General features: G+C 66.7%; 15 protein-coding genes. 7 read left to right on the top strand and 8 right to left on the bottom strand.

All coding sequences use genetic code 11. The features are described from left to right. Positions 1 to 100: 100 nt before the first annotated feature. From AC07UW_RS06555 to AC07UW_RS06545, 3 genes are all read left to right on the top strand, one after another. On the top strand, positions 101 to 781 hold the full coding sequence (locus tag AC07UW_RS06555; RefSeq protein WP_032975445.1) for a TetR/AcrR family transcriptional regulator: 681 nt from the start codon (positions 101 to 103) through the stop codon (positions 779 to 781). 136 nt (positions 782 to 917) lie between these two features. Continuing rightward, positions 918 to 1,565 carry a protein-L-isoaspartate O-methyltransferase family protein gene (locus tag AC07UW_RS06550; protein ID WP_032975442.1) on the top strand — a complete coding sequence of 216 codons (648 nt, stop codon included), beginning with the start codon at positions 918 to 920 and terminating at the stop codon, positions 1,563 to 1,565. A 16-nt stretch (positions 1,566 to 1,581) separates the two neighbouring features. After that, positions 1,582 to 2,940, top strand: a complete 1,359-nt coding sequence (locus tag AC07UW_RS06545; RefSeq protein ID WP_025874136.1) for a TolC family outer membrane protein — start codon at positions 1,582 to 1,584, stop codon at positions 2,938 to 2,940. Positions 2,941 to 3,021: 81 nt separating this feature from the next. Here the strand turns inward: AC07UW_RS06545 and AC07UW_RS06540 are convergent, their stop codons facing one another. Continuing rightward, positions 3,022 to 4,344, bottom strand: a complete 1,323-nt coding sequence (locus AC07UW_RS06540) for an amino acid transporter (protein ID WP_495211675.1) — start codon at positions 4,342 to 4,344, stop codon at positions 3,022 to 3,024. Between the two features lie 225 nt (positions 4,345 to 4,569). After that, positions 4,570 to 5,868: a lipid IV(A) 3-deoxy-D-manno-octulosonic acid transferase gene (waaA, locus tag AC07UW_RS06535; RefSeq protein WP_495211674.1), complete on the bottom strand. Its 1,299-nt coding sequence runs from the start codon at positions 5,866 to 5,868 to the stop codon at positions 4,570 to 4,572. A 60-nt stretch (positions 5,869 to 5,928) separates the two neighbouring features. On the opposite strand from waaA, the gene AC07UW_RS06530 reads away from it, so the two are divergent. Beyond that, on the top strand, positions 5,929 to 6,846 hold the full coding sequence (locus AC07UW_RS06530; RefSeq protein WP_089236760.1) for an LpxL/LpxP family Kdo(2)-lipid IV(A) lauroyl/palmitoleoyl acyltransferase: 918 nt from the start codon (positions 5,929 to 5,931) through the stop codon (positions 6,844 to 6,846). A gap of 164 nt (positions 6,847 to 7,010) precedes the next feature. On the opposite strand, the gene AC07UW_RS06525 is transcribed toward AC07UW_RS06530, so the two are convergent. From AC07UW_RS06525 to AC07UW_RS06510, 4 genes are all read right to left on the bottom strand, one after another. Next, on the bottom strand, positions 7,011 to 7,460 hold the full coding sequence (locus AC07UW_RS06525) for an REP-associated tyrosine transposase (protein WP_312111507.1): 450 nt from the start codon (positions 7,458 to 7,460) through the stop codon (positions 7,011 to 7,013). Positions 7,461 to 7,779: 319 nt separating this feature from the next. Next, positions 7,780 to 9,111, bottom strand: coding sequence for an O-antigen ligase family protein (locus AC07UW_RS06520; RefSeq protein ID WP_336032023.1), 1,332 nt, complete (start codon positions 9,109 to 9,111; stop codon positions 7,780 to 7,782). Further along, the gene (locus AC07UW_RS06515) at positions 9,092 to 10,207 is read right to left on the bottom strand and encodes a glycosyltransferase (RefSeq protein WP_495211673.1); all 1,116 of its coding nucleotides are present in this window, start codon (positions 10,205 to 10,207) and stop codon (positions 9,092 to 9,094) included. Before AC07UW_RS06515 ends, AC07UW_RS06520 begins: the two co-directional genes overlap by 20 nt. 15 nt (positions 10,208 to 10,222) lie before the next feature. Continuing rightward, the gene (locus tag AC07UW_RS06510) at positions 10,223 to 10,420 is read right to left on the bottom strand and encodes a zinc-finger domain-containing protein (protein WP_025874129.1); all 198 of its coding nucleotides are present in this window, start codon (positions 10,418 to 10,420) and stop codon (positions 10,223 to 10,225) included. Between the two features lie 437 nt (positions 10,421 to 10,857). Here AC07UW_RS06510 and AC07UW_RS06505 point away from each other — a divergent pair, with 437 nt between their 5' ends. Beyond that, positions 10,858 to 14,202, top strand: coding sequence for a GH92 family glycosyl hydrolase (locus tag AC07UW_RS06505; protein WP_495211672.1), 3,345 nt, complete (start codon positions 10,858 to 10,860; stop codon positions 14,200 to 14,202). Beyond that, positions 14,199 to 14,954, top strand: coding sequence for a basic secretory family protein (locus AC07UW_RS06500; RefSeq protein WP_223496494.1), 756 nt, complete (start codon positions 14,199 to 14,201; stop codon positions 14,952 to 14,954). Before AC07UW_RS06505 ends, AC07UW_RS06500 begins: the two co-directional genes overlap by 4 nt. Positions 14,955 to 15,358: 404 nt before the next feature. On the opposite strand, the gene AC07UW_RS06495 is transcribed toward AC07UW_RS06500, so the two are convergent. Both AC07UW_RS06495 and AC07UW_RS06490 read right to left on the bottom strand, forming a co-directional pair. Next, entirely contained in the window at positions 15,359 to 17,650 is a 2,292-nt protein-coding gene (locus AC07UW_RS06495) for an NADP-dependent malic enzyme (RefSeq protein WP_025874126.1), read from the bottom strand. Between the two features lie 229 nt (positions 17,651 to 17,879). Then, complete coding sequence (locus AC07UW_RS06490; protein WP_495211671.1) at positions 17,880 to 19,235, bottom strand: dicarboxylate/amino acid:cation symporter; 1,356 nt, start codon at positions 19,233 to 19,235, stop codon at positions 17,880 to 17,882. Between the two features lie 331 nt (positions 19,236 to 19,566). On the opposite strand from AC07UW_RS06490, the gene AC07UW_RS06485 reads away from it, so the two are divergent. Further along, complete coding sequence (locus tag AC07UW_RS06485) at positions 19,567 to 20,736, top strand: OprO/OprP family phosphate-selective porin (RefSeq protein WP_033831977.1); 1,170 nt, start codon at positions 19,567 to 19,569, stop codon at positions 20,734 to 20,736. The last annotated feature ends 64 nt before the right edge of the window (positions 20,737 to 20,800 follow it).

Genomic DNA, 20,800 nt, shown 5'->3' with positions numbered 1-20,800 from the left:
TCCGGGGGGAACGCGCCGGCAACATACTGTTGCAACGCGGACATTAGTGAACCAGTCGGTATAGTATAAATATCGAACCGCTTGGTCTAGTATTAGCGGAATGAGTTCTCCCACTTCCCGAAAGCCGACGGCCAAGCCCGCTGCCAAGGCTGCCGGTCCCGGGCGCCCCAAGGATCTGGGCAAGCGCGCGGCAATACTCGAGGCAGCCAAGACACTGTTCATCGAACAGGGCTACAGCGGCGTGAGCATGGACAGCATTGCTGCCCAGGCCGGCGTCTCGAAGCTGACCGTTTACAGCCATTTCGGCGACAAAGAGACCCTGTTCTCCGAAGCTGTGCAGTCCAAGTGCATCGAGATGCTGCCCGACGCGCTGTTCGTGGCCGACGTCGAAGGCCCCCTGCGTGACCAGTTGCTGGGCATCGGCATGGCGTTCTTCGAGATGATCACCTCCGACGCGGCCCTGTCGATCCAGCGGATGATGATGGCGCCGGAGACCGACGAGCGCCTGCGCGAACTGTTCTGGCAGGCGGGCCCGCAACGCACCTGCGAGGCACTGGCCGACTTCATGCGTTCGCGTGCCGAGCGCGGCGAACTGGATATCCCCGACTGCTACATCGCCGGCCAGCAGTTCCTGACCCTGGTGAAGGGCGAAGTGCACATGCATATGATGTGCGGCATGCCACTGTCCCCCGTCGAGACCGATGCTGCGATCCATGTGGCCGCCAGTGTGGATTTCTTCCTGCGCGCCTACGCGCCGCGGGGGGCTGGGAATGCTGGATAACCAAAACTGAACGAACCGGAGGTCGCGATGACTTCCGGCACTGCGACCCCGGCCACCCCGCAGCTGATGCTCTGGGCGCGCCGCCGGCCTCCGGCACCGGTAAAATGGCCGGCCCACTGCGCTGGATTTGAACCTCATGACGATTGATTACGCCCACGCCCGCGAACTGATGGTGGAACAGCAGATCCGTCCCTGGGACGTGCTGGACATCAAGGTGCTCGACGTCCTGGCCCGCCTGCCGCGCGAGGCCTTCGTCGCCGACGCGCACCGGGCGCTGGCCTATGCCGATGTCGAACTGCCGATCGGCAACGGCCAGAAGATGATGAAGCCGGTCATCGAGGGCCGTACCCTGCAGGCACTGGATCTGCAGCCGGGTGACGAAGTGCTGGAAATCGGCACCGGCAGCGGCTTCCTGTCGGCCTGCATCGGCGCGCTGGCGCGCGACGTGCTGAGCCTGGAAATCGATCCGGAACTGGCCGCCGCTGCGCGCGCCCGCCTGGATGCCACCGGCCTGGGCACCAACGTGCGCGTGGAAGTGGCCGATGGCCTGGCCTGGCAGACCGAACGCCGCTTCGACGTGATCTGTGTCACTGGCGCCGTCGACGTGGTGCCGTCACAGTTTGCTTCGTGGTTGCGTCCGGGTGGTCGCCTGTATGTCATCCAGGGCCGTTCGCCGGCAATGGAAGCGCTGCTGGTGAAGGCCGATGGCAGCACCGAGTCGCTGTTCGAGACCGATATCGATTACCTGCGTGGTGCCGCCCCGGCCCCCCAGTTCCACCTCTGAGTCCAAGGAAGCCGCAATGATCCGCCGATCCCTCGCTGTTGCGCTGGCCACTGCCCTGCTGCCGTTGTCCGCCCATGCCGCCGACCTGCTGCAGGTCTATGAAATGGCGCGCAATGGTGACCCGCAGCTGTCCGCCGCCGAATCCACCCGGCTGTACGACAAGGAAGGCGCCGTGCAGGCGCGTGCTGCCCTGCTGCCGCAGATCAATGGCCAGGCCCAGTTGAGCCGCACCCGCACCGAAGCCGACCATGACGCCAACTCCGGCACGGTCACCAGCAAGCGCCGCAACTACACGATCGACGGTTCGCAGACGCTGTTCAACTGGACCCAGATCAACAACCTGCGTTCGCAGCGCGAGCTGAGCAAGGCGGCTGATTTCACCCTCGACTCGGCCAACGACAACCTGATCGTGCGCACCTCGGCGGCCTACTTCAACGTGCTGGTGGCGATCGAATCGCTGAACGCCGCACAGACCAATGAAGCGGCCGCGAAGAAGCAGTTCGACTTCGCCGACAAGCGCCTGGAAGTGGGCCTGGCGCCGATCACCGACGTGCATGAAGCACGCGCCCAGTACGACCAGGCGCGCGCCAACACCATCGTTGCGCAGAACACCCTGGCCGATAACTACCAGGCCCTGACCGAACTGACCGGCCAGCCGGTGGTCAACCTGAAGGGCCTGCCGGCCGATTTCCGTCCGGAAGTGCCGGCCAACCGCGGCAATCTGGACCAGCTGGTGCAGCAGGCAACCACGCAGAACCCGGCGCTGAAGGCGCAGGAGCTGAAGGTCGGTGCCGCCGAAGCCGGCGTGCAGGCCGCCCGTGGTGGCCACTACCCGACCCTGTCGCTGGGCGGCAGCTGGGGCAAGAGCGCGACCTGGGGCGACAGCGTCGGTGCCGGTTCGCTCTCCCCCGATGCACGCACCAACAGCATCGGCCTGACCCTGAGCGTGCCGATCTTCTCTGGCGGCGCCACCCAGTCCGGCGTGCGCCAGGCCTTGGCCCAGCGTGACATCGCCCAGGATGGTTTCGAGCAGCAGAAGCGCGCGCTGGACCGCAATACCCGCAATGCCTACCAGACCCTGGTGCAGGGCATCAGCGAAGTGGAAGCCCGCCGCCTGGCCGTGGTTTCCGCACAGAGCGCCTACGATGCCTCGCAGGTCGGCCTGGAAGTGGGTACCCGCACGGTGCTGGACGTGATCCAGAACCAGCGCATCCTGTTCTCAGCCCAGCTGGATTACGCACAGGCCCGTTACAACTTCCTGCAGAACCGCCTGCTGCTGAGCCAGGCCGTGGGTGGCCTGGATGTCGCCGAACTGCAGGACATCAACCGCCTGCTGACCCAGGACGCGGGCAACCCGTCGACGACCACGAACTGAGTCGACGCACCGGCCTGATCAGAAAGCCACCCGTGAGGGTGGCTTTTTTTATTGATCGCAGAGGACTGGCAGCGCGTGGCGCTAGCGCGAACACCCCGACTGTCGACGCATAAGTACGCCTGCCGAAACGGCCGCCAGCACCACCAGCAGCGGTAACAACAACCGGGACGTCACAGCCGGCAACAGGCACAGGACGGTCGCCACAGGTGCGAGCAACATCGGGATGAGCCGCCATTCGCTGGCCACCGCGCGCGCCTGCCATTGGCTGCGGGCAACACCCAGGCACACGGCGGCGAGGACCAGCGGCCCTGCCGGCCCCGGCAACTGCGGAAGCCAACCGTCCGGCAGCGACAACGCCAAGGCAGCTGCCAACACGGTCAGCGCAAGCGTCACCAGCAAACGCGCATGGGGGCCCGCATCACCCGAAGCGGGCCCCGATACCTCCAGCCCCAACCGCGCGGCCAACAGCAGCGACACTATCTGCAGAGCGGCCAGCCCCACGCTGCCAGCCAACGGCAACAGTGGCAGAAACCATTGCAGCTGCGGCACGCCCTGCAATGCCACCGACAGCGGCCGCGTGCTGGCCAGTGCCGCAAACTCGACCAGGCCCGATTGCAGCGCAGCCACTACCATCAGCCACAACATCGCCATCAGCACCGCCGCGCCGGCGGCTTTGGAGACCTGCGGACGAGGACGCGGCAGCCTGCCGGCAAACCCTGCCAGCAGACCTGCACCGAGCAGGACACCGAGCAAGGCCACGCCAGCTGCAAGCACACCGCCCAGCCCGAAGCGGTAGGGCGCGGTCGCTGTTGGCAGCCAGGGAATCCAGTATGCGTAGTGCACGTGCCGTGCCGCCAGCAATAGCAGCAGCAGACCCACGCCCAGCTTCACCGTCAGCAGTGCACTGGCCAACAGCAACGCACACGGCGTCCGCAGCACTGCAGTGGCACCCCCCAGCAGCAACAACAGGATCGACGCCGTCAACGGCAATGGCATCCACTGCGAGGGAGCGACATCGACGGCCCCAGCGGCTGCATACAGATGGTTCGCCATCGATTGCGCCAGGCCTGCGGTGGTCGCCGTCAGTTCCAGCAGCAGGGCGATCACCAGTACATCCGCAAGCGGCTTGCCCCACGCGGCACGGAGCAGACCGTGCAGACCGGAAGGATTCGGTACGCGCCGCATCGCCACACGCAGGCAATACAGCATCGGCAGCGTGCCCAACGCCGCCAGCAACAGGCTGAGGACGATGGCGGGCCCGGCCTGTGCCGCCGTGTGCTGGCCGACCAGCGCGACAACGCTGCCGCCCATCAGCAGGGTCAGCGCCACCACCAGCAGATGGTCGGTGCCCAGCCCTCCGGTCTTCGCACTGCCCCGCAGCGCGCCTCCGTTGTCGGCAATCATTCAAAGCTCCCTTGATGTCGTCCAAGCGTGGTCGACAGCAGGCTGGCAGCCTGATGGGGAAAAGCGGAATCGGAATCGGCGCCGTAGGCACCATGATGTGACAGCCTGCACGCAGCCGACGGCACAAGCGGTCCGGCTACGACAGATTCAACACCGTCAAGCAGACTTAATGCAGGCGATCACGACAGAGCCACCTGGGAAGACGCCTGGCGGCAACACGCGGGCTCAGGCCAGCGGCGGCGGCAGGTGTGGAGCCACCAGCTGCAGGGTCCGCTGCAGCGCGCCGCGGCCATTGCTGACCAGCGTGCAACCGGCGCGGGCCATGTCTTCGCGCGCCTGCACGTCGTCGAGCAGGTGCAGCAGCAGATCACCCACCGCCTGCACGTCTTCGCCGATCAGCAGTGCACCGGCCTCGCGCATGCGCCGCGAGATCTCGGCGAAGTTGTGCAGATGCGGGCCGGTCACCGCTGCGGTACCCATCGCTGCCGGTTCCAGCAGGTTGTGGCCGCCGATGGCCTGCAGGCTGCCACCGACGAAGGCGACCTGGGCACAGCCGTAGAACGGCATCAGTTCGCCCAGCGTGTCGATGACGAAGACATCGCTACGCGCGTCCGGCCACTGCTGTGCGCGCCGTGTCGACACGTTCCAGCCCTGCTCGCGGGCCAGCGCCTCCACCTTGGGGAAGCGCTCCGGATGCCGCGGCGCCCACAGCAGCAGCAGGTCCGGATGCTGCTGGCGCAGGCGGCGGTGCAGGTCGATCACTGCCTGCTCTTCACCATCATGCGTGCTGGCCGCGATCCACACCGGGCGCGTGGCCGGCACATGGGCATGGAACTGTTCGATGAAGGGCTGCACGTCCGGCGTGGCGATGTCGAACTTCAGGTTGCCCAGTGCCTGCACCTGTTCCGGCGCCGCGCCCAGCTGCACGAACCGCGCAGCGTCATCCTGCGACTGTGCGGCCACGCAGGTGACCGTGCGCAGCGCACGCCGGATCAACGCCGCCAGCACGCGGTAGCCGCGCAGCGATCGGGCCGACAGGCGCGCATTGAGGATGTACACCGGAATGCGACGGTCGCGGCAGCCGAACAGCATGTTCGGCCACAGCTCGGTTTCGAGGATCAGCGCCAGGCTGGGCTGGAAGTGCCCCAGGAAGCGGTTGACGCTGCCCGGCACGTCGTACGGCAGGTACACATGGTCCAGCGCATCGCCCCACAGCGCGCGCACCCGTTCCGAGCCGGTCGGGGTGATGGTGGTGATGACCCAGCGGATATCCGGCCGCTGCTCGCGCAGCGCATTGACCAGCGGTGCAGCGGCGTTGACCTCGCCCACCGAGACCGCATGCAGCCAGACCCGCGGCTGGCCGCTCGGCTGCGGATAGGACGCATACCGTTCATCCCAGCGCCGGAAGTATTCACGGACCCGGAAGCCGCGCCAGACCAGGTGGTACACGGTGATCGGCAGCAGGAGGTACAGCACGGCCGAGTACAGGCCACGCAGGATCCATTCGACAGGGTCTTTACGCATGCGGCAAGGATACGGGAGCCCCCCGGGAAAGACACGCGGCCGGGTTGGTAGAATGGCGGCATGTCCGATGCCACCACCGCCGTCCGTCCGTCGCTGCGTGATCCACGCAACTGGCCGATGTTTGCCGTCATGTTCACTGCCTTCGGGATCGCCCGGCTGCCGTGGATGCTGCAGCGCGCGCTCGGCCGCGGGGTCGGCTCGATCGCCTGGCGCCTGGCCGGCAGCCGCCGCCATGCCGCCGAGGTCAACCTCAAGCTGTGCTTCCCCGAGAAGGACGAGGCCTGGCGCAAGCGCCTGGTGCGCGACAGCTTCGATGCGCTGGGCGTCGGCATCTTCGAATGCGCGCGCTCCTGGTGGGGCAGCATCGACAGCATCCGCCCGCAGGTCCACATCGAAGGGCTGGAACACCTCAAGCAGATGCAGGCCGAAGGCCGCGGCGTGCTGCTGGTTTCGGGCCACTTCATGACCCTGGAGATGTGCGGCCGCCTGCTGTGCGACCACGTCGACCTGTCGGGCATGTACCGCAAGCACAAGAACCCGGTGTACGAGTGGGCGGTGAAGTTCGGCCGCCTGCGCTACGCCAAGGCGATGTACGCCAACGAGGACATCCGCGCGACGGTGCGCCACCTGAAGAAGGGCGGCTTCCTCTGGTACGCGCCCGACCAGGACATGCGCGGCAAGGACACCGTGTTCGTGCCGTTCTTTGGCCACACCGCATCAACCATCACCGCAACCCACCAGCTGGCGCGGATGACCGGTTGTGCGGTCATCCCCTACTTCCATCGCCGCGAAGGCGGGAAATACTTCCTGAAGATTGGTGCGCCGCTGGAGAATTTCCCCAGCGAAGACGTCGAGGCCGATACCGCGCGGGTCAACCAGGCCATCGAACAGATGGTGCGCGAGGCACCGGACCAGTACCTGTGGATCCATCGCCGTTTCAAACGCCAGCCCGGTGGGCGCAGCGATTTCTACAAGTGACGGGTGGTAGGGAAGGAACGTCCCATCCACGCATGGCGTGGATCTACTCGGCGGCTGGTTTCATCCACGCATGGCGTGGATCTACCGGGAATGCCGATCGGCAGCCAGCCGCCGATCAGTAGATCCACGCCATGCGTGGATGTTCTCTCTTCCGATGCCGGAATCTACAACGGCCAACGACACCAGGCGTGAGGGTAGTCCCCCACCCCACCAGCCAATCCGGCCCGCACCGGATTGCCCAGGATGTACATCGCCTTGTCATGAAGGGATTCATCGGTACGCACCGCATGGTCCTGATAGCCGTGCTGCCAGAGCGGCCCTTTTCGTCCCGATATCCGGTTCAGCTGCCGGCTGCTGCGTGATTTCAGCAACGCCATGCACTGGGCCAGCGTTCCCTTCTGCAGCTCCATCAACCAGTGCAGGTGGTCGGGCATCACCACCCAGGCGAGGCTGTGGCTGATGCCGCTGCGTTCGACGAAGCGCAGCGCGTCCACCAGCACAGCGACATTGCCTGCGTCGGAGAAGAATGGCTCCCGGCCGTGTGTTGTCGTGGTCAGGGAATAGACATTCCCTGTGCGGGAGTAGCGACCGTAGCGAAGTCTGGGGCTTGCCATGGGGATAGACTGCGGCTTGCCCGGTCATCCCGGCATTGGCGGACCACCCTGCGGCCAGTCGGGAAAAGCCGCGACACCGGCCAATGTTCACGAGAATGCCCATCCACGCATGGCGTGGATCTACTGCTCCCCCGCCAGACACGTCCCCGTAGATCCACGCCATGCGTGGATACGACCAGCCACCCCACACAATCCAGTAGATCCACGCCATGCGTGGATAGGCCTCAACCCGCACACGCAAGTAGATCCACGCCATGCGTGGATACGCCCAACCACCCCGAGCAATCCAGTAGATCCACGCCATGCGTGGATGCGGAGATTACCCGGCGCCCGGCTGATCATCCGGTTCACGCGCCAGCAACGTGCCGACGAACAGCGCGGCGAGCAGGACGGTCAAGCCGCCCCAGAACGCGGAATAGAACGCCAGGTGCGTATTGAGCGGGAACACGGTGACCGCCAATGCCAGCATCGCCGGGCGTGCACGTTCGCGCGCCGGGGCCGGGGCGAAACGCCATGCCCGCCATGCCTGTGCCACCGCCGCCAGCCACAGCAACAGACCCAGCACGCCGGTCTCGGCAAGAATCTCCAGCACGATCTGGTGGGCGTGCAGCGCCGGCATCGTGCCCCACACGGCCGGCCCTTCATCCGCAACGCAATGGGGATAGGCATCGCGGAAGCCACGAGCGCCGACACCATTGATCGGATGCGCTTCGATCATGCAGGCCGCCGCGCTCCAGATGCGGGTACGGCCGGACAGCGCCTGTTCGACCCCGTCATCGCCACCTTCCCAGGCCATTGCCGTGCGCGCCACACGCTCTCGCAACTGCGGCACGCTGGCGGTCAGTACGCCCGCCGAGAGAACACCCACCAGCGCCAGCAGGCCCAGCCGCTTCCATCCCAGTTGGCGCACACCGCTGTAGACAACCACCAGGCCGAAGGTGATCCATGACGCTCGCGAGCCGGCCAGCAGCAGCACCACGCCCACCGCAGCGACGGCCAGCAGCCAGCCCGCATTGCCGAAACGGCGCGCCACTGGCAACAACAGGAACGGCGAAAGACTGGCCAGCACCTGGCCGAACTTCAGGTTGCACGGTCCCAGCGCTCCGCTGAGACGATCAGCCAACGCGGCTTCTTCAGCCGGGCACAATGCGTGGCCGCTGATGGCCAGCTTGATCTGCTGCAGCGACCAGAACCAGGGGCTGGTGCCTGCCAGTGCCTGCACGAGCGCGTCGAGCGTCCACAGGCCGGTGATCACCGCCAACCCACCCAGGGTCAGGCGCCGCCGCTGCGGGGTGGCCACGGCGATCGCCACCAGCCACATGAAAGGCAGATAGCGAAGTCCCGCCGCAGCCTTGGTCCACGACGCCGACGGGTCCACGGCATCGAAGGCCGAGAACGCCTGCGGCAACCAGTAGCCGAGGAAAAGAATCGATGTCAGTGCCCACGCTGCCGGGCTCAGCAGATGAGGGCGATGCTGCACCCTGCGGATGACCATGCGTGCGGCGGCGTACAACGCCCCCAGGCCCAGCACTGTTTCGGCGATACCCGGCAGCGGCCACAACGCGACGTAGGCCAGCACCCACCAGGGTGCCCAGCGGCCGGCGCGCTCATCGCGCAGGGGCGGCGTGGCGTCAGCCAGCGAGGTCGGCATAAAGACGGAGGGTATCGCGCTGCATGGCCTGCAGGGTAAACGGGATACGGCCCGGCAGCGACGGCGGCTGTGCCAGCAGGGCCAGCGCACGTTCACCCAGCAGCTGCACATTGCCCAGCGGCACGGCGCCACTGGGCTGCAGCTGCTGCAGCAGTTCGCCGACCCCACCATGGTTCCAACCCAGCACCGGGCGGCCGACCGACAACGCTTCGACCACGGTGCGACCAAAGGCTTCCGGTTTATCCGACAGCTGCAGCACCAGATCGCTTGCGGCGTAAGCCTGGGCGATGCGCGCGGTCGGTGTGCTGATGTGCACGGCACCGGTCACGCCAAGCACATTGGCCTGCTTGCGCAGCTCTGCCACATAGGCTTCCCGGCCAGGCTCGTCGGTGCCCAGCATCCACAGCTGCGCCGGCACCCCGGCTTTGCGGACATCGGCCAGCAAACGCAGTGCGTGGGCGTGGCCTTTCAACCGGGTGCCGCGCCCCGGCAACAGCAACAGCGGTCCGTCGACCTGGGCCAGCCACGGGTAGTCGGCCGCCAGCGCCAGCCGGGGGCGCCGATCAGCGCGTGCCACGCGAGGGAACTGGCTGACATCCACCCCGCGCGGGATCACCTGCAGCCTGTCGTGCGGCACCGTCGGATAATGCGTGTGTACGTAGTCGCGCACGCTGTTGGACACACAGATCACGCGTTCGCCGCTGGTCATCACCGCGCTGTAGCGGCTGGGCGAATTCAGCCCATGCACGGTAGTCACCCAATGCGGCCGCTGTGCCGGCTGCATCGCACGGATGGCGTACAGCCCCAGCCACGCCGGCAGGCGCGAACGGGCGTGGACGATGTCGGCGCCCACTTCGGTGAACAGACGACGCAGGGTAGGCAGATGGCGCAGCGTCAGCAGCGACTTGCGGCCGATATCCAGGGTCAGGTGCTCGGCACCGCTGTCGAGCAGCGGCTGCACCAGGCGACCACCAGCGGACACCACCAGCGCGCGATGGCCGGCAGCGACCAGGGCCGCGGCGATTTCAAGGGTCGAGCGCTCGACACCGCCGGAGTGCAGCGCCGGCAGCAACTGCACCACGGTCAATCGGCGCATCGAGGGGGCAGCCGTTTAGTCGGCCAGCACGAACACGGCGCCACAGTAAGCACACTGCGCTTGCCCGTTGGGTTCGTCTTCGATCGGCAGGTACACCCGCGGATGCGAGTTCCACAGCGCCATTTCCGGGGTCGGGCAGCTCAGCGGCAGATCGCTGCGGTGCACGGTGTAGCGCTTTTCGGCGTTGGCGGGCGCGGTGGCGGTATGGCTCATGGCGGATGTCGATGAACGGATTGCGAGGCCTGCGATTCTAGCATCTGGGCCCGGCAAACACCGTGCGCTGCGTGGCCGCTGCGCGCGGCGGCCCGCTTGCAGCCTTCGCCGGTGCAGCCACGTGCGACCGCCCTGCCCCTCCCGCGCCGCCGTCGCCCTGCCCCCATCGGCGGGAAATCCCAGGTAGGCCAATCAGTTCCGCGCGGATTCGGTCGTCGTTCGAATTTCCCGCATTTGGATCGAACTAAATGGCACTTGTCAGGGCGCTGCCGGCTGTTGCAGCATCGGCAGCGATCCATTCCTGACCCGATCGCATGGCCCGCCCCCCACCGGACCTGCATCGCCTCCCGACTGCCCTGCGGCGGACGGGGCGATGCTGTCCGTGGTGTTCGCCGATGCGGGTTCTGCCTGCCGCCTGCCCTACCGGGAGACCCTGCATGACCCTGTCCGATCCGCGCCGCGCCCTGCTTCCGCTCGCCCTGGCCCTGGCCTGTGCGACCACTGCGACGCCGGTGCTGGCGCAAGGGCTGCAGACCTCCTTCGAGCCGGGCGAACCGGCACCGGCCAGGTCCGCTGACGCGCTGTCCGTCGAGGTCGGCAGTGGTCCTGCCGCGCCGTACGCGGCCAAGCGCAACGTCGGCTACAGCGGCCTGCATGCGTTGCACTACAGCACCAGTGGCGGCCAGGCACGCCGCGAACTGTTCAAGACCGATCTGCCCATCGACACCGACACCACGCTGTCCTGGCTGGTATTGCCGGAGATCGTCGGCAAGGACACCGTGGCCTCCACCTATGTCTCGCTGGACCTGCTGCTGGACGATGGCAGCCGCGTCTCCGCCAGCGGCGCGCGCGACCAGCACGGCGTAGCGCTGGGCGCACGGGCACAGGGCGATTCGAAGACGTTGTACCCGCAGCAGTGGGCGCGCAAGGCGGTCAGGCTGGGCGACATGCCGGCGCTGAAGGGCCGCCGCGTGCTGGCCATCGAGCTCGAGGTGGCCAGCGCCAATGGCGCGCCTGTGTCGGGCTGGATCGACGACGTGCGCCTGGACGTGCAGCCACGGCAGGCGCCGCAGCGGGTCTCCGACTGGGTACTGACCACGCGCGGAACCCAGGCCAACGGCACCTTCTCGCGCGGCAACAACTTCCCGGCCACTGCGGTACCGCACGGTTTCAACTTCTGGACGCCGGTGACCGATGCCGGCGCACTGAACTGGCTGTACCGCTGGAACGAGCAGAACGATGCGAAGAACCGGCCGCAGCTGCAGGCGTTGGCGCTGAGCCACCAGCCCAGCCCGTGGATGGGCGACCGCCAGACCTTCCAGGTGATGCCCTCCGCCACGCGCGGCACGCCCGAAGCGGACCGCAGCAAGCGGGCGCTGTCCTTCGACCGCACGCAGGAAAACGCGCGACCGTATCGCTACGACGTGCGCTTCGACAACGGCATCGCCGCGTCCATCGCTCCCACCGACCATGCCGCGCTGTTCCGCTTCGAGTTTCCCGAAGGTGGCGACGCCAACCTGCTGTTCGACAACGTCGATGCCCGCGGCGCACTCACCCTCGATGCCGCCACGCAGACGTTGACCGGCTACACCGATACCCGCAGCGGCCTGTCCAACGGCGCCACCCGCATGTACGTGGTGGCCAGCTTCGACAGGCCGTGGCGCAGCAGCGGCAAGATCGGCACCGGCCGCCCGACCGGCTACATCAAGTTCGACCCAGGCAGCGAGCGCCGGGTGACGATGCGCGTCGCCACCTCGTTGATCTCCGTCGAGCAGGCGCGGCACAACCTGGCACTGGAAATCGCCGCCGCCGATACGCTGGAAAGCGTGGCCGGACGTGCACAGGATGCGTGGGATGCGCGCTTGGCCCGTTTCGACATCGGCAATGCCAGTGACGACCAGAAGACCACGCTGTACTCCAGCCTGTACCGGCTGTACCTGTACCCCAATTCCGGCCACGAGAATGCGGGCACCGCCGCCGCGCCCGAGTGGCGCTATGCCAGCCAGGCCAGCGCCGCCGATGACAACACCCACGGCAGCGCGACGCGCAGTTTCGCACCGGTGCGCGACGGCAAGGTCTTCGTCAACAACGGCTTCTGGGACACGTTCCGCACCACCTGGCCGGCGTATGCGCTGTTCACCCCGGATGATGCCGGGCAGCTGGTACAGGGTTTCATCGAGCAGTACCGCGCCGGTGGCTGGGTCGCGCGCTGGTCCTCGCCGGGCTACGCGGACCTGATGGTCGGCACCAGCTCGGACGTCGCCTTCGCCGATGCGTGGCTGAAGGGCATCGGTGGCTTCGATCCGGAAGAGGCCTACGCCGCAGCGCTGAAGAACGCCACCGTGGTGCCACCGGACCGCCACGTCGGCCGCAAGGGCATGGATCGTTCGACGTTCCGCGGCTACGCCAGCGCCGATGTGCATGAAGGCATGTCGTGGACGATGGAAGGTGCGCTCAATGATTTCGGCATCGCCAACATGGCCGATGCCCTGGCCAAGCGCGCGACGACACCGTCCGCACGCGAACGCTACGCCACCGAGGCCGACTACTTCCGTCACCGCGCCGGCAGCTACGCGACGTTGTTCGATCCGGCCGCCGGCTTCTTCCAGGGCCGCAGGCCCGATGGCAGCTGGCGCCTGCAGGCCAAGGACTACGACCCGCGCGTGTGGGGCCACGACTACACCGAATCCAATGGCTGGACGTTCGCCTTCACCGCCGCGCATGACGGCGAAGGCCTGGCCGCGCTGTACGGTGGCCGTGACAAGCTGGCCGCCAAGCTCGATACCTTCTTCGCCACGCCGGAAACCGCCGACGCCGCATTCGCCGGCTCCTACGGCGGCACCATCCATGAGATGACCGAAGCGCGCGACGTGCGCATGGGCATGTACGCGCACAGCAACCAGCCGGCACACCACATCCCGTGGATGTACCTGTATGCCGGGCAGCCGTGGAAGACCCAGCAGCATGTGCGCGAGATCCTGTCGCGGCTGTATGTCGGCAGCGAGATCGGCCAGGGCTATCCGGGCGACGAGGACAACGGCGAGACCTCGGCGTGGTACGTGCTGGCCTCGCTGGGCCTGTATCCGCTGCGCATGGGTGCGCCGGAGTACGTGATTGGTTCGCCGGCGTTCCAGCATGCGCGCGTCGAGCTGCAGGGCGGCGCGGTGTTGACCGTCAATGCACCGCAGAATTCGCCGGAGAACGTGTACGTGCAGTCGCTGAAGATCAACGGCAAGCCGTGGACCAAGACCTGGGTGCCGCACGAAGTGATCGCCAAGGGTGCAACCCTGGACTTCGTGATGGGCCCGCAGCCATCACGCTGGGGCAGCGGCGTCGATGATGTACCTCGCTCGCTGACCGCCCGCGGCCAGCGCCCGCAGTTGCTGCACGATCTGCTCGGCAACGGCGCGCAGGCGGCACTGGCTGATGGCCGCGCTCTGCCCGCGCTGATCGACGACGATGCCAACACGGCCGTGCCGCTGGGCGGTGGCGTGACCATCGCACTGAGCCACGTGGGCGATGGCGTACCGACGATGTACACGCTGACCAGCGGTGACGGCACGATCCGTGGCGGTGAGTGGACGCTGGAAGCGCGTGCCGGCAACGGGCGCTGGGTAACGCTGGACCAGCGACGCGGCGAAGATTTCACCTCGGCGCGGCAGACCCGCCCGTTCCGTATCGCCTCGCCCTCACGCTACGCAGAGTACCGTCTGCGCCTGGCTGCGCCGGGGCGCCTGCAGCTGGCCGAGATCGAACTGTTGGCGCCCTCCCCCCTACAATGACGTCCATGCGCCTACGTTTGCTCCCCCTCGCTCTTGCCGCCCTTGTACTTCCCAGCCTCAGCCACGCACAACCGCAGACCCAGGCCTTCGATGGGCAGGTCAGCCGTGACGGGGTGACCCTGTACTACCAGGATGCCACCGGCGCGCTGGCCGCGCCGGTGCGCAAGCGCATCATCGATACCTTCTACTTTGCTTACCTGCGCGAGCGTGCGGACTTCCGCCCGGCCGCGCCGAACGAAGTGCGCATCGTGATCGATCCGGCGTACAACGGCGTCGCCTTCGTCGGCGACAAGGACAAGGCCAGCACCATCACCATCAATCCGGGCTGGCTGGTCCAGCACCCGGATGACATCGATCTGGTCACCCACGAAGCGATGCACATCGTGCAGGGCTACCCCAGCTATGGCGACAAGCGCGTGCCGGGCTGGCTGGTGGAGGGCATTGCCGACTACGCCCGCGATCGCTACGGCATGAACAACGCCGCTGCCGGCTGGGCGTTGCCGGACAAGCTGAGCCAGGGCCAGACGGTGGAAAGCGGCTACCGGGTGACCGGTGCCTTCCTGAAGTGGGCCGAAGCGGCGCACCCGGGACTGGTGCTGGCACTGGACAAGGATCTGCGCGACGGGCGCTATGCGCCGGCGCTATGGCAGAAGCACACTGGCAAGACCCTGCCGGCGCTGTGGGCGGAGTATGCCAAGCCGCGCTCCCCGGCCCCTGCGCCGCCGCCCGCGCGGCGCGCGAAGCGGCGGTAAGCTCGACGTTGCCGGGGCGATGCCCCGGCCTTCAACGCGACTGCACGAAGCCGGCGTACAGCGCGAACAGCTGCTGGAAATACCGCTTGCTCACTCGACTGCGCATGACACTGCTCCGCCCATGGAAAGTTGGTCGGGCCCAGGGTGGGAAGGCCGGTCCGGTCCCTTCCCACGGCCAGGCCGCGTGGGCGTATTGGGCCGCAGCGAGGTTGCAGGGCGATTACCGGGCGGCGTAGCGGGTGTGGCAGGCGCCTGCGGGTAGAGCCGGCCGCTGGCTGGCTGTCGCGGTGTACCTGGACATGATGGCGGTTGCCGGCCAGCGGCCGGCACTACCGTTTCCGCGTTGCGAAAACAGAAACGCGCCCCGTGGGGCGCGTTTCTGCAGATCGCATCGGAACGAAGGCTTATGCCTTCTTTTCCGCTTCGATCTGCTTGCGGATCTGCGCATCGACCGCGGCGATGGCGGTCATGTTCAGGATCCGGCGCGAGGTCGCGCTGGTGGTCAGGATGTGCACCGGCTTGTTGACGCCCATCAGGATCGGACCAATCGCCACGCCATCGGTGAACACGCGCACCAGGTTGTAGGCGATGTTGGCCGCTTCCAGGTTCGGCAGCACGAACAGGTTGGCACGGCCCTGCAGGGTCGAGCCCGGCAGCAGCTTCTGGCGCAGGGCTTCATCCCATGCGGTGTCGCCCTGCATTTCGCCGTCCACGTTCAGACGCGGGTTGCGCTTGAGCAGCAGCTCGCGCACCTGGCGCATCTTCAGCGCATCCTTCGAATCGTGGCTGCCGAAGTTGGAGTGCGACAGCAGTGCCACCTTCGGTTCGACGCCGAACAGCTTCATGCGATACGCGGCCTGCAGGGTCGCTTCGCACAGCTGTTCTGCGGTCGGGTCTTCCTGCACGTGGGTATCGACGAAGAAGAACACACCCTGCTGGTTGATCACGCCGGTCATCGCCGAGGTCGAGGTGACCTTCGATTCCAGCGGCAGCACGCTGCGCACGTAGCCCAGCTTCTTGTGGAAGCGGCCGACGATGCCGGTCAGCATCGCATCGGCTTCGCCACGGGCCACCATCACCGCAGCGATCAGGGTCGGGCGCGAACGCATCAGGTTCTTGGCGGCGGCCACGGTGACGCCACGACGGCCGGTCAGGCCGTGGTAGTACTGCCAGTATTCGTTGAAGCGCGGGTCGTCATTGATGTTGGTGACTTCAATGTTCTCGCCGATCTTCAGGCGCAGGCCGAGGCGTTCGATGCGCGATTCGATCACTTCCGGGCGGCCGATCAGGATCGGATGTGCCAGGCCGTCGTCGACCACGTTCTGCACCGCCTGCAGCACCACTTCTTCTTCGCCTTCGGCATACACCACGCGCTGCTTGTCGCTGCGCGCGCGATCGTAGACCGGCTTCATCATCAGGCTGGTGCGGTAGACGAACTGCGACAGCTTCTGCCGGTAGGCTTCCATGTCGGCGATCGGACGGGCGGCCACGCCCGAATCCATCGCGGCCTGGGCCACGGCGGCCGACAGCTCCACCAGCAGGCGGCGGTCGAACGGACGCGGGATCAGGTATTCGCGGCCGAAGCTGGGGGTCTCACCGCCATAGGCAGAGCCCATGTCGGTGGCGGCGCGGCGGGCCAGCGCGGCGATCGCGCGCACGCAGGCGATCTTCATTTCCTCGTTGATCGCGGTCGCACCGACGTCCAGCGCACCGCGGAACAGGTACGGGAAGCACAGCACGTTGTTGACCTGGTTCGGGTAGTCCGAACGGCCGGTACCGATGATCGCGTCCGGACGCGCGGCGCGCACCAGTTCCGGCATGATTTCCGGGGTCGGGTTGGCCAGGGCGAAGATCACCGGGTCCGGCGCCATCGTCTTGACCATCTCGGCGGTCAGGATGCCCGGCGCCGACAGGCCCAGGAAGATGTCCGCGCCATCGACGATCTCGGCCAGGGTGCGCTTGTCGGTGTCGCGCGCATAGCGCAGCTTTTCCGGGTCCAGGTCGGTACGGCCGGTGTGGATCACGCCTTCGCGGTCGAAGGCCAGGATGTTCTCCGGCTTCAGGCCCAGCTGCACCAGCATGTTCACGCAGGAAATGCCGGCCGCGCCCATACCCGTGGTCGCCAGCTTCACTTCTTCGATCTTCTTGCCGGTGATCGCCATGGCGTTCAGCACCGCAGCACCGACGATGATCGCCGTGCCGTGCTGGTCGTCATGGAACACCGGGATCTTCATGCGCTCGCGCAGCTTGCGCTCGACGATGAAGCACTCCGGTGCCTTGATGTCTTCCAGGTTGATGCCGCCGAAGGTCGGCTCCAGCGAGGCGATGATGTCGACCAGCTTGTCCGGGTCGTTCTCGTCCACTTCGATGTCGAACACATCGATGCCGGCGAACTTCTGGAACAGCACGCCCTTGCCTTCCATCACCGGCTTGCCGGCCAGCGCGCCGATGTTGCCCAGGCCCAGCACCGCGGTGCCGTTGGAGATCACCGCCACCAGGTTGCCGCGGGCGGTCAGCTCGCTGGCCTGCTGCGGATCGGCCTTGATCGCTTCACAGGCGTACGCCACGCCCGGCGAATACGCCAGCGACAGGTCGCGCTGGGTCAGCATGGGCTTGGTAGCGGAAACCTTGATCTTGCCGGGCGGAGACATCCGGTGGTAATCGAGGGCGGCCTGTTTGAAATCTTCGTTGGACATCGATGTGGGTTACATGAATGGGCAGAAGGGACAGGGGATCATACCCCCGTTGGAGCGGTCGGACCTGTCGCTATGCTGTCGCAGTGATGCTGCGACCGCACAATTCCATGGCGTATGCGACGTTACCAGAGCACAGCTTCGGCGCTGGCGATGACAGCCGTGGGACGCCTTGAAACGCTGCGGGGCCGTGCCACTGTCGTGACCGGCCCCGCAGTACCACACACCCGGATCAGCCCTTGGCGGGCAGCGCCTCGGCCATTGCCAGCGGCACGGCATCGACCGGCGGCGGCAGTTCGCTTTCGCGACCATCCAGCGCCAGCTTCAGGCGGTCGCGGTCCAGCGCACCTTCCCAGCGCGAGACCACCACCGTGGCCACCGCATTGCCGATGAAGTTGGTCAGCGAGCGGCACTCGCTCATGAAGCGGTCCACGCCCAGGATCAGCGCCATGCCGGCCACCGGCACTTCCGGCACCACCGCCAGGGTGGCGGCCAGGGTGATGAAGCCGGCACCGGTGACGCCGGCAGCGCCCTTGGAGCTGAGCATCGCCACCAGCAGCAGCGCGATCTGGTGGCCCAGGGTCAGCTCGGTGTTGGTGGCCTGGGCGATGAACAGCGCGGCCAGGGTCATGTAGATGTTGGTGCCGTCCAGGTTGAACGAGTAACCGGTGGGGACCACCAGGCCGACCACCGACTTGCTGCAGCCGGCACGTTCCATCTTCTCCATCAGCGACGGCAGCGCCGACTCCGACGACGAGGTGCCCAGCACCAGCAGCAGCTCGGCCTTCAGGTAACGGGCCAGCTTGAACACCGAGAAGCCACACAGACGGCAGACCACGCCCAGGATCACCGCAACGAACAGGAACGCGGTGAGGTAGAACGAGCCGACCAGCCAGGCCAGGTTGACCAGCGAGCCGACGCCGTACTTGCCGATGGTGAAGGCGATGGCACCGAAGGCACCGATCGGCGCAGCCTTCATCAGGATGTGCACCAGCTTGAACACCGGCGCGACCAGCGCTTCCAGGAAGTTCTGGATCGGCTTGCCCTTCTCGCCCACCGAGGCCAGCGCGATGCCGAACAGCACCGCCACGAACAGCACCTGCAGGATGTTGCCGTCAACGAAGGCGCTGATCAGCGTCTTCGGGATGATGTCCATCAGGAAGCCGACCAGGGTCAGGTCGTGCGACTTCTCGACATAGCTGTGCACCGCGGTCTGGTCCAGCTCGGCCGGGTTGATGTTCATGCCGGCGCCGGGCTGCACCACGTGCGCCACGATCATGCCGACGATCAGCGCCAGCGTGGAGAAGAACAGGAAATACGCCATCGCCTTGGCGAACACCCGGCCCACCGTGCGCAGGTGGGTCATGCCGGCGATGCCGGTGACGATGGTCAGGAAGATCACCGGGGCGATGATCATCTTCACCAGGTTGATGAAGGCATCGCCGAGCGGCTTCATCTTCTCGCCGATCAGCGGCTCGTAATGGCCGAGGACAGCACCCAGGACGATCGCCACGATCACCTGGAAGTACAGCTGGCGGTAGAGCGGCAACGGCTTGCTGGGCATCGGCGCAGCGGTCGGGATGTGCATGGCGGACTCCGGAAGGGGCGTTTTCAGGCACGTACGGCCCCGGAAGTGCACGGGAACCGTTACCGTGGAAACTGACCGCACGCCCCGTGACTGCAAGCGCAGGGGTGCGACCAATGGACGCCTTTGTACGCGCCGGGCACGCCGGCGCAGATAACCTATTGGTACTAGCCCCCCGGTTCAGGTGGCTGCGCTGCCTACACTGGCGCCGCACCCCTGATCGCGGGGACGCCGGTGGCCCGACCTGAACGGCCGGGCGCGTCATTGCGAAAGTTCCGGCCATCGCGGCCGTTGTTGTCCTGTCCACACGCAATCCGAGAGAGCCGCACCACCCATGCGCCCGATTCCCACCTTGCTGGCCCTTTCCCTGGCCGCCCTCCCCGCCTTCGCATCCGCTGCGGATTTCGACAACTGGCCGACCAAGTACGCCTTCGGCGACGGCACCGAGCTGGCCGCCACCGCCAACATCGCCTACGACTACAACGACTTCTCGTCCGCCAGCGGCATCGAGGATGACGATGCGGTGCGTCGCAAGGAGTTCGGCGCGACCCTGAAAAAGAAGGGTGTGTACGACGCAATGGTCTACTACGACTTCCAGGCCGATACCTGGCTGGACGTGTTCGTGCGCTTCGAGAGCAAGGCGTTCTTCGGCCGCGATGTCGGCCGCTTCCGCTTCGGCTACATGAAGACCCCGGTCGGCCTGGATGCCAACACCTCCTCGCGCGCCGGCAGCTTCCTGGAAACCGCGCTGCCCGTGCAGGCGTTCTACGCAGGCCGCCGCACCGGCGTGGAATGGGTGCTGGAGCGTCCGCAATACCTGCTGCAGGCCGGCGCCTATGGCGGCAAGGACCTGCAGGGCGACAACCCCGGCACCACCCAGGCGGTGCGTGCGGTGTGGACGCCGGTGAAGGCACCGGGTGACGTGATCCACCTGGGCCTGGCCTATTCGCAGGAAAATCCGCGCGGTTACCACGATGGCCGCGACGTGCACCACGAAGCCAGCGCGCGCCTGCGGGCCCGTCCGGAAGCCGGCCTGACCGACATCCGCCTGGTCGATTCGGGGGCCTTGGTCACCGCCGACCAGATCCGCCGCACCGGCCTGGAAGGTATCTGGATCCGCGGTCCGTTCTCGCTGCAGGCCGAAGCGCTGCAGGCCACCGTCACCCGCAATGATGGCAAGCCCGACTACACCGGCCACGGCCAGTACGCGATGGCCAGCTGGGTGCTGACCGGCGAATCGCGCCCGTACAACGCCGGCGCCGTTGCCAACATCAAGCCGGCGCACGACTACGGTGCGGTGGAACTGGTGGCCCGCTACAGCCGCCTGGACCTGGACGACGGCAGCATCCTCGGTGGCCGCCAGCACGACCTGACCCTGGGCGCCAACTGGTACCTGACCAGCCATTTCAAGTTCCAGGCCAACTACGTGAAGGTCGACGCCAGCCGTCGCGGTGTGCACAGCACTCCGGAGATCTTCGAACTTCGCGCGCAGATGCACTTCTGATCCCTTCCACGTGTCAGATCCCGGCGGGCGTGCATGCCACGCCCGCCGGCCCTGCGTAGACTGC

This window comes from Stenotrophomonas sp. GW821-FHT02D01 (assembly GCF_059421765.1).
Note: the sequence above shows the minus strand (reverse complement) of the source record. Positions and strands in the feature narration are given on the sequence as shown.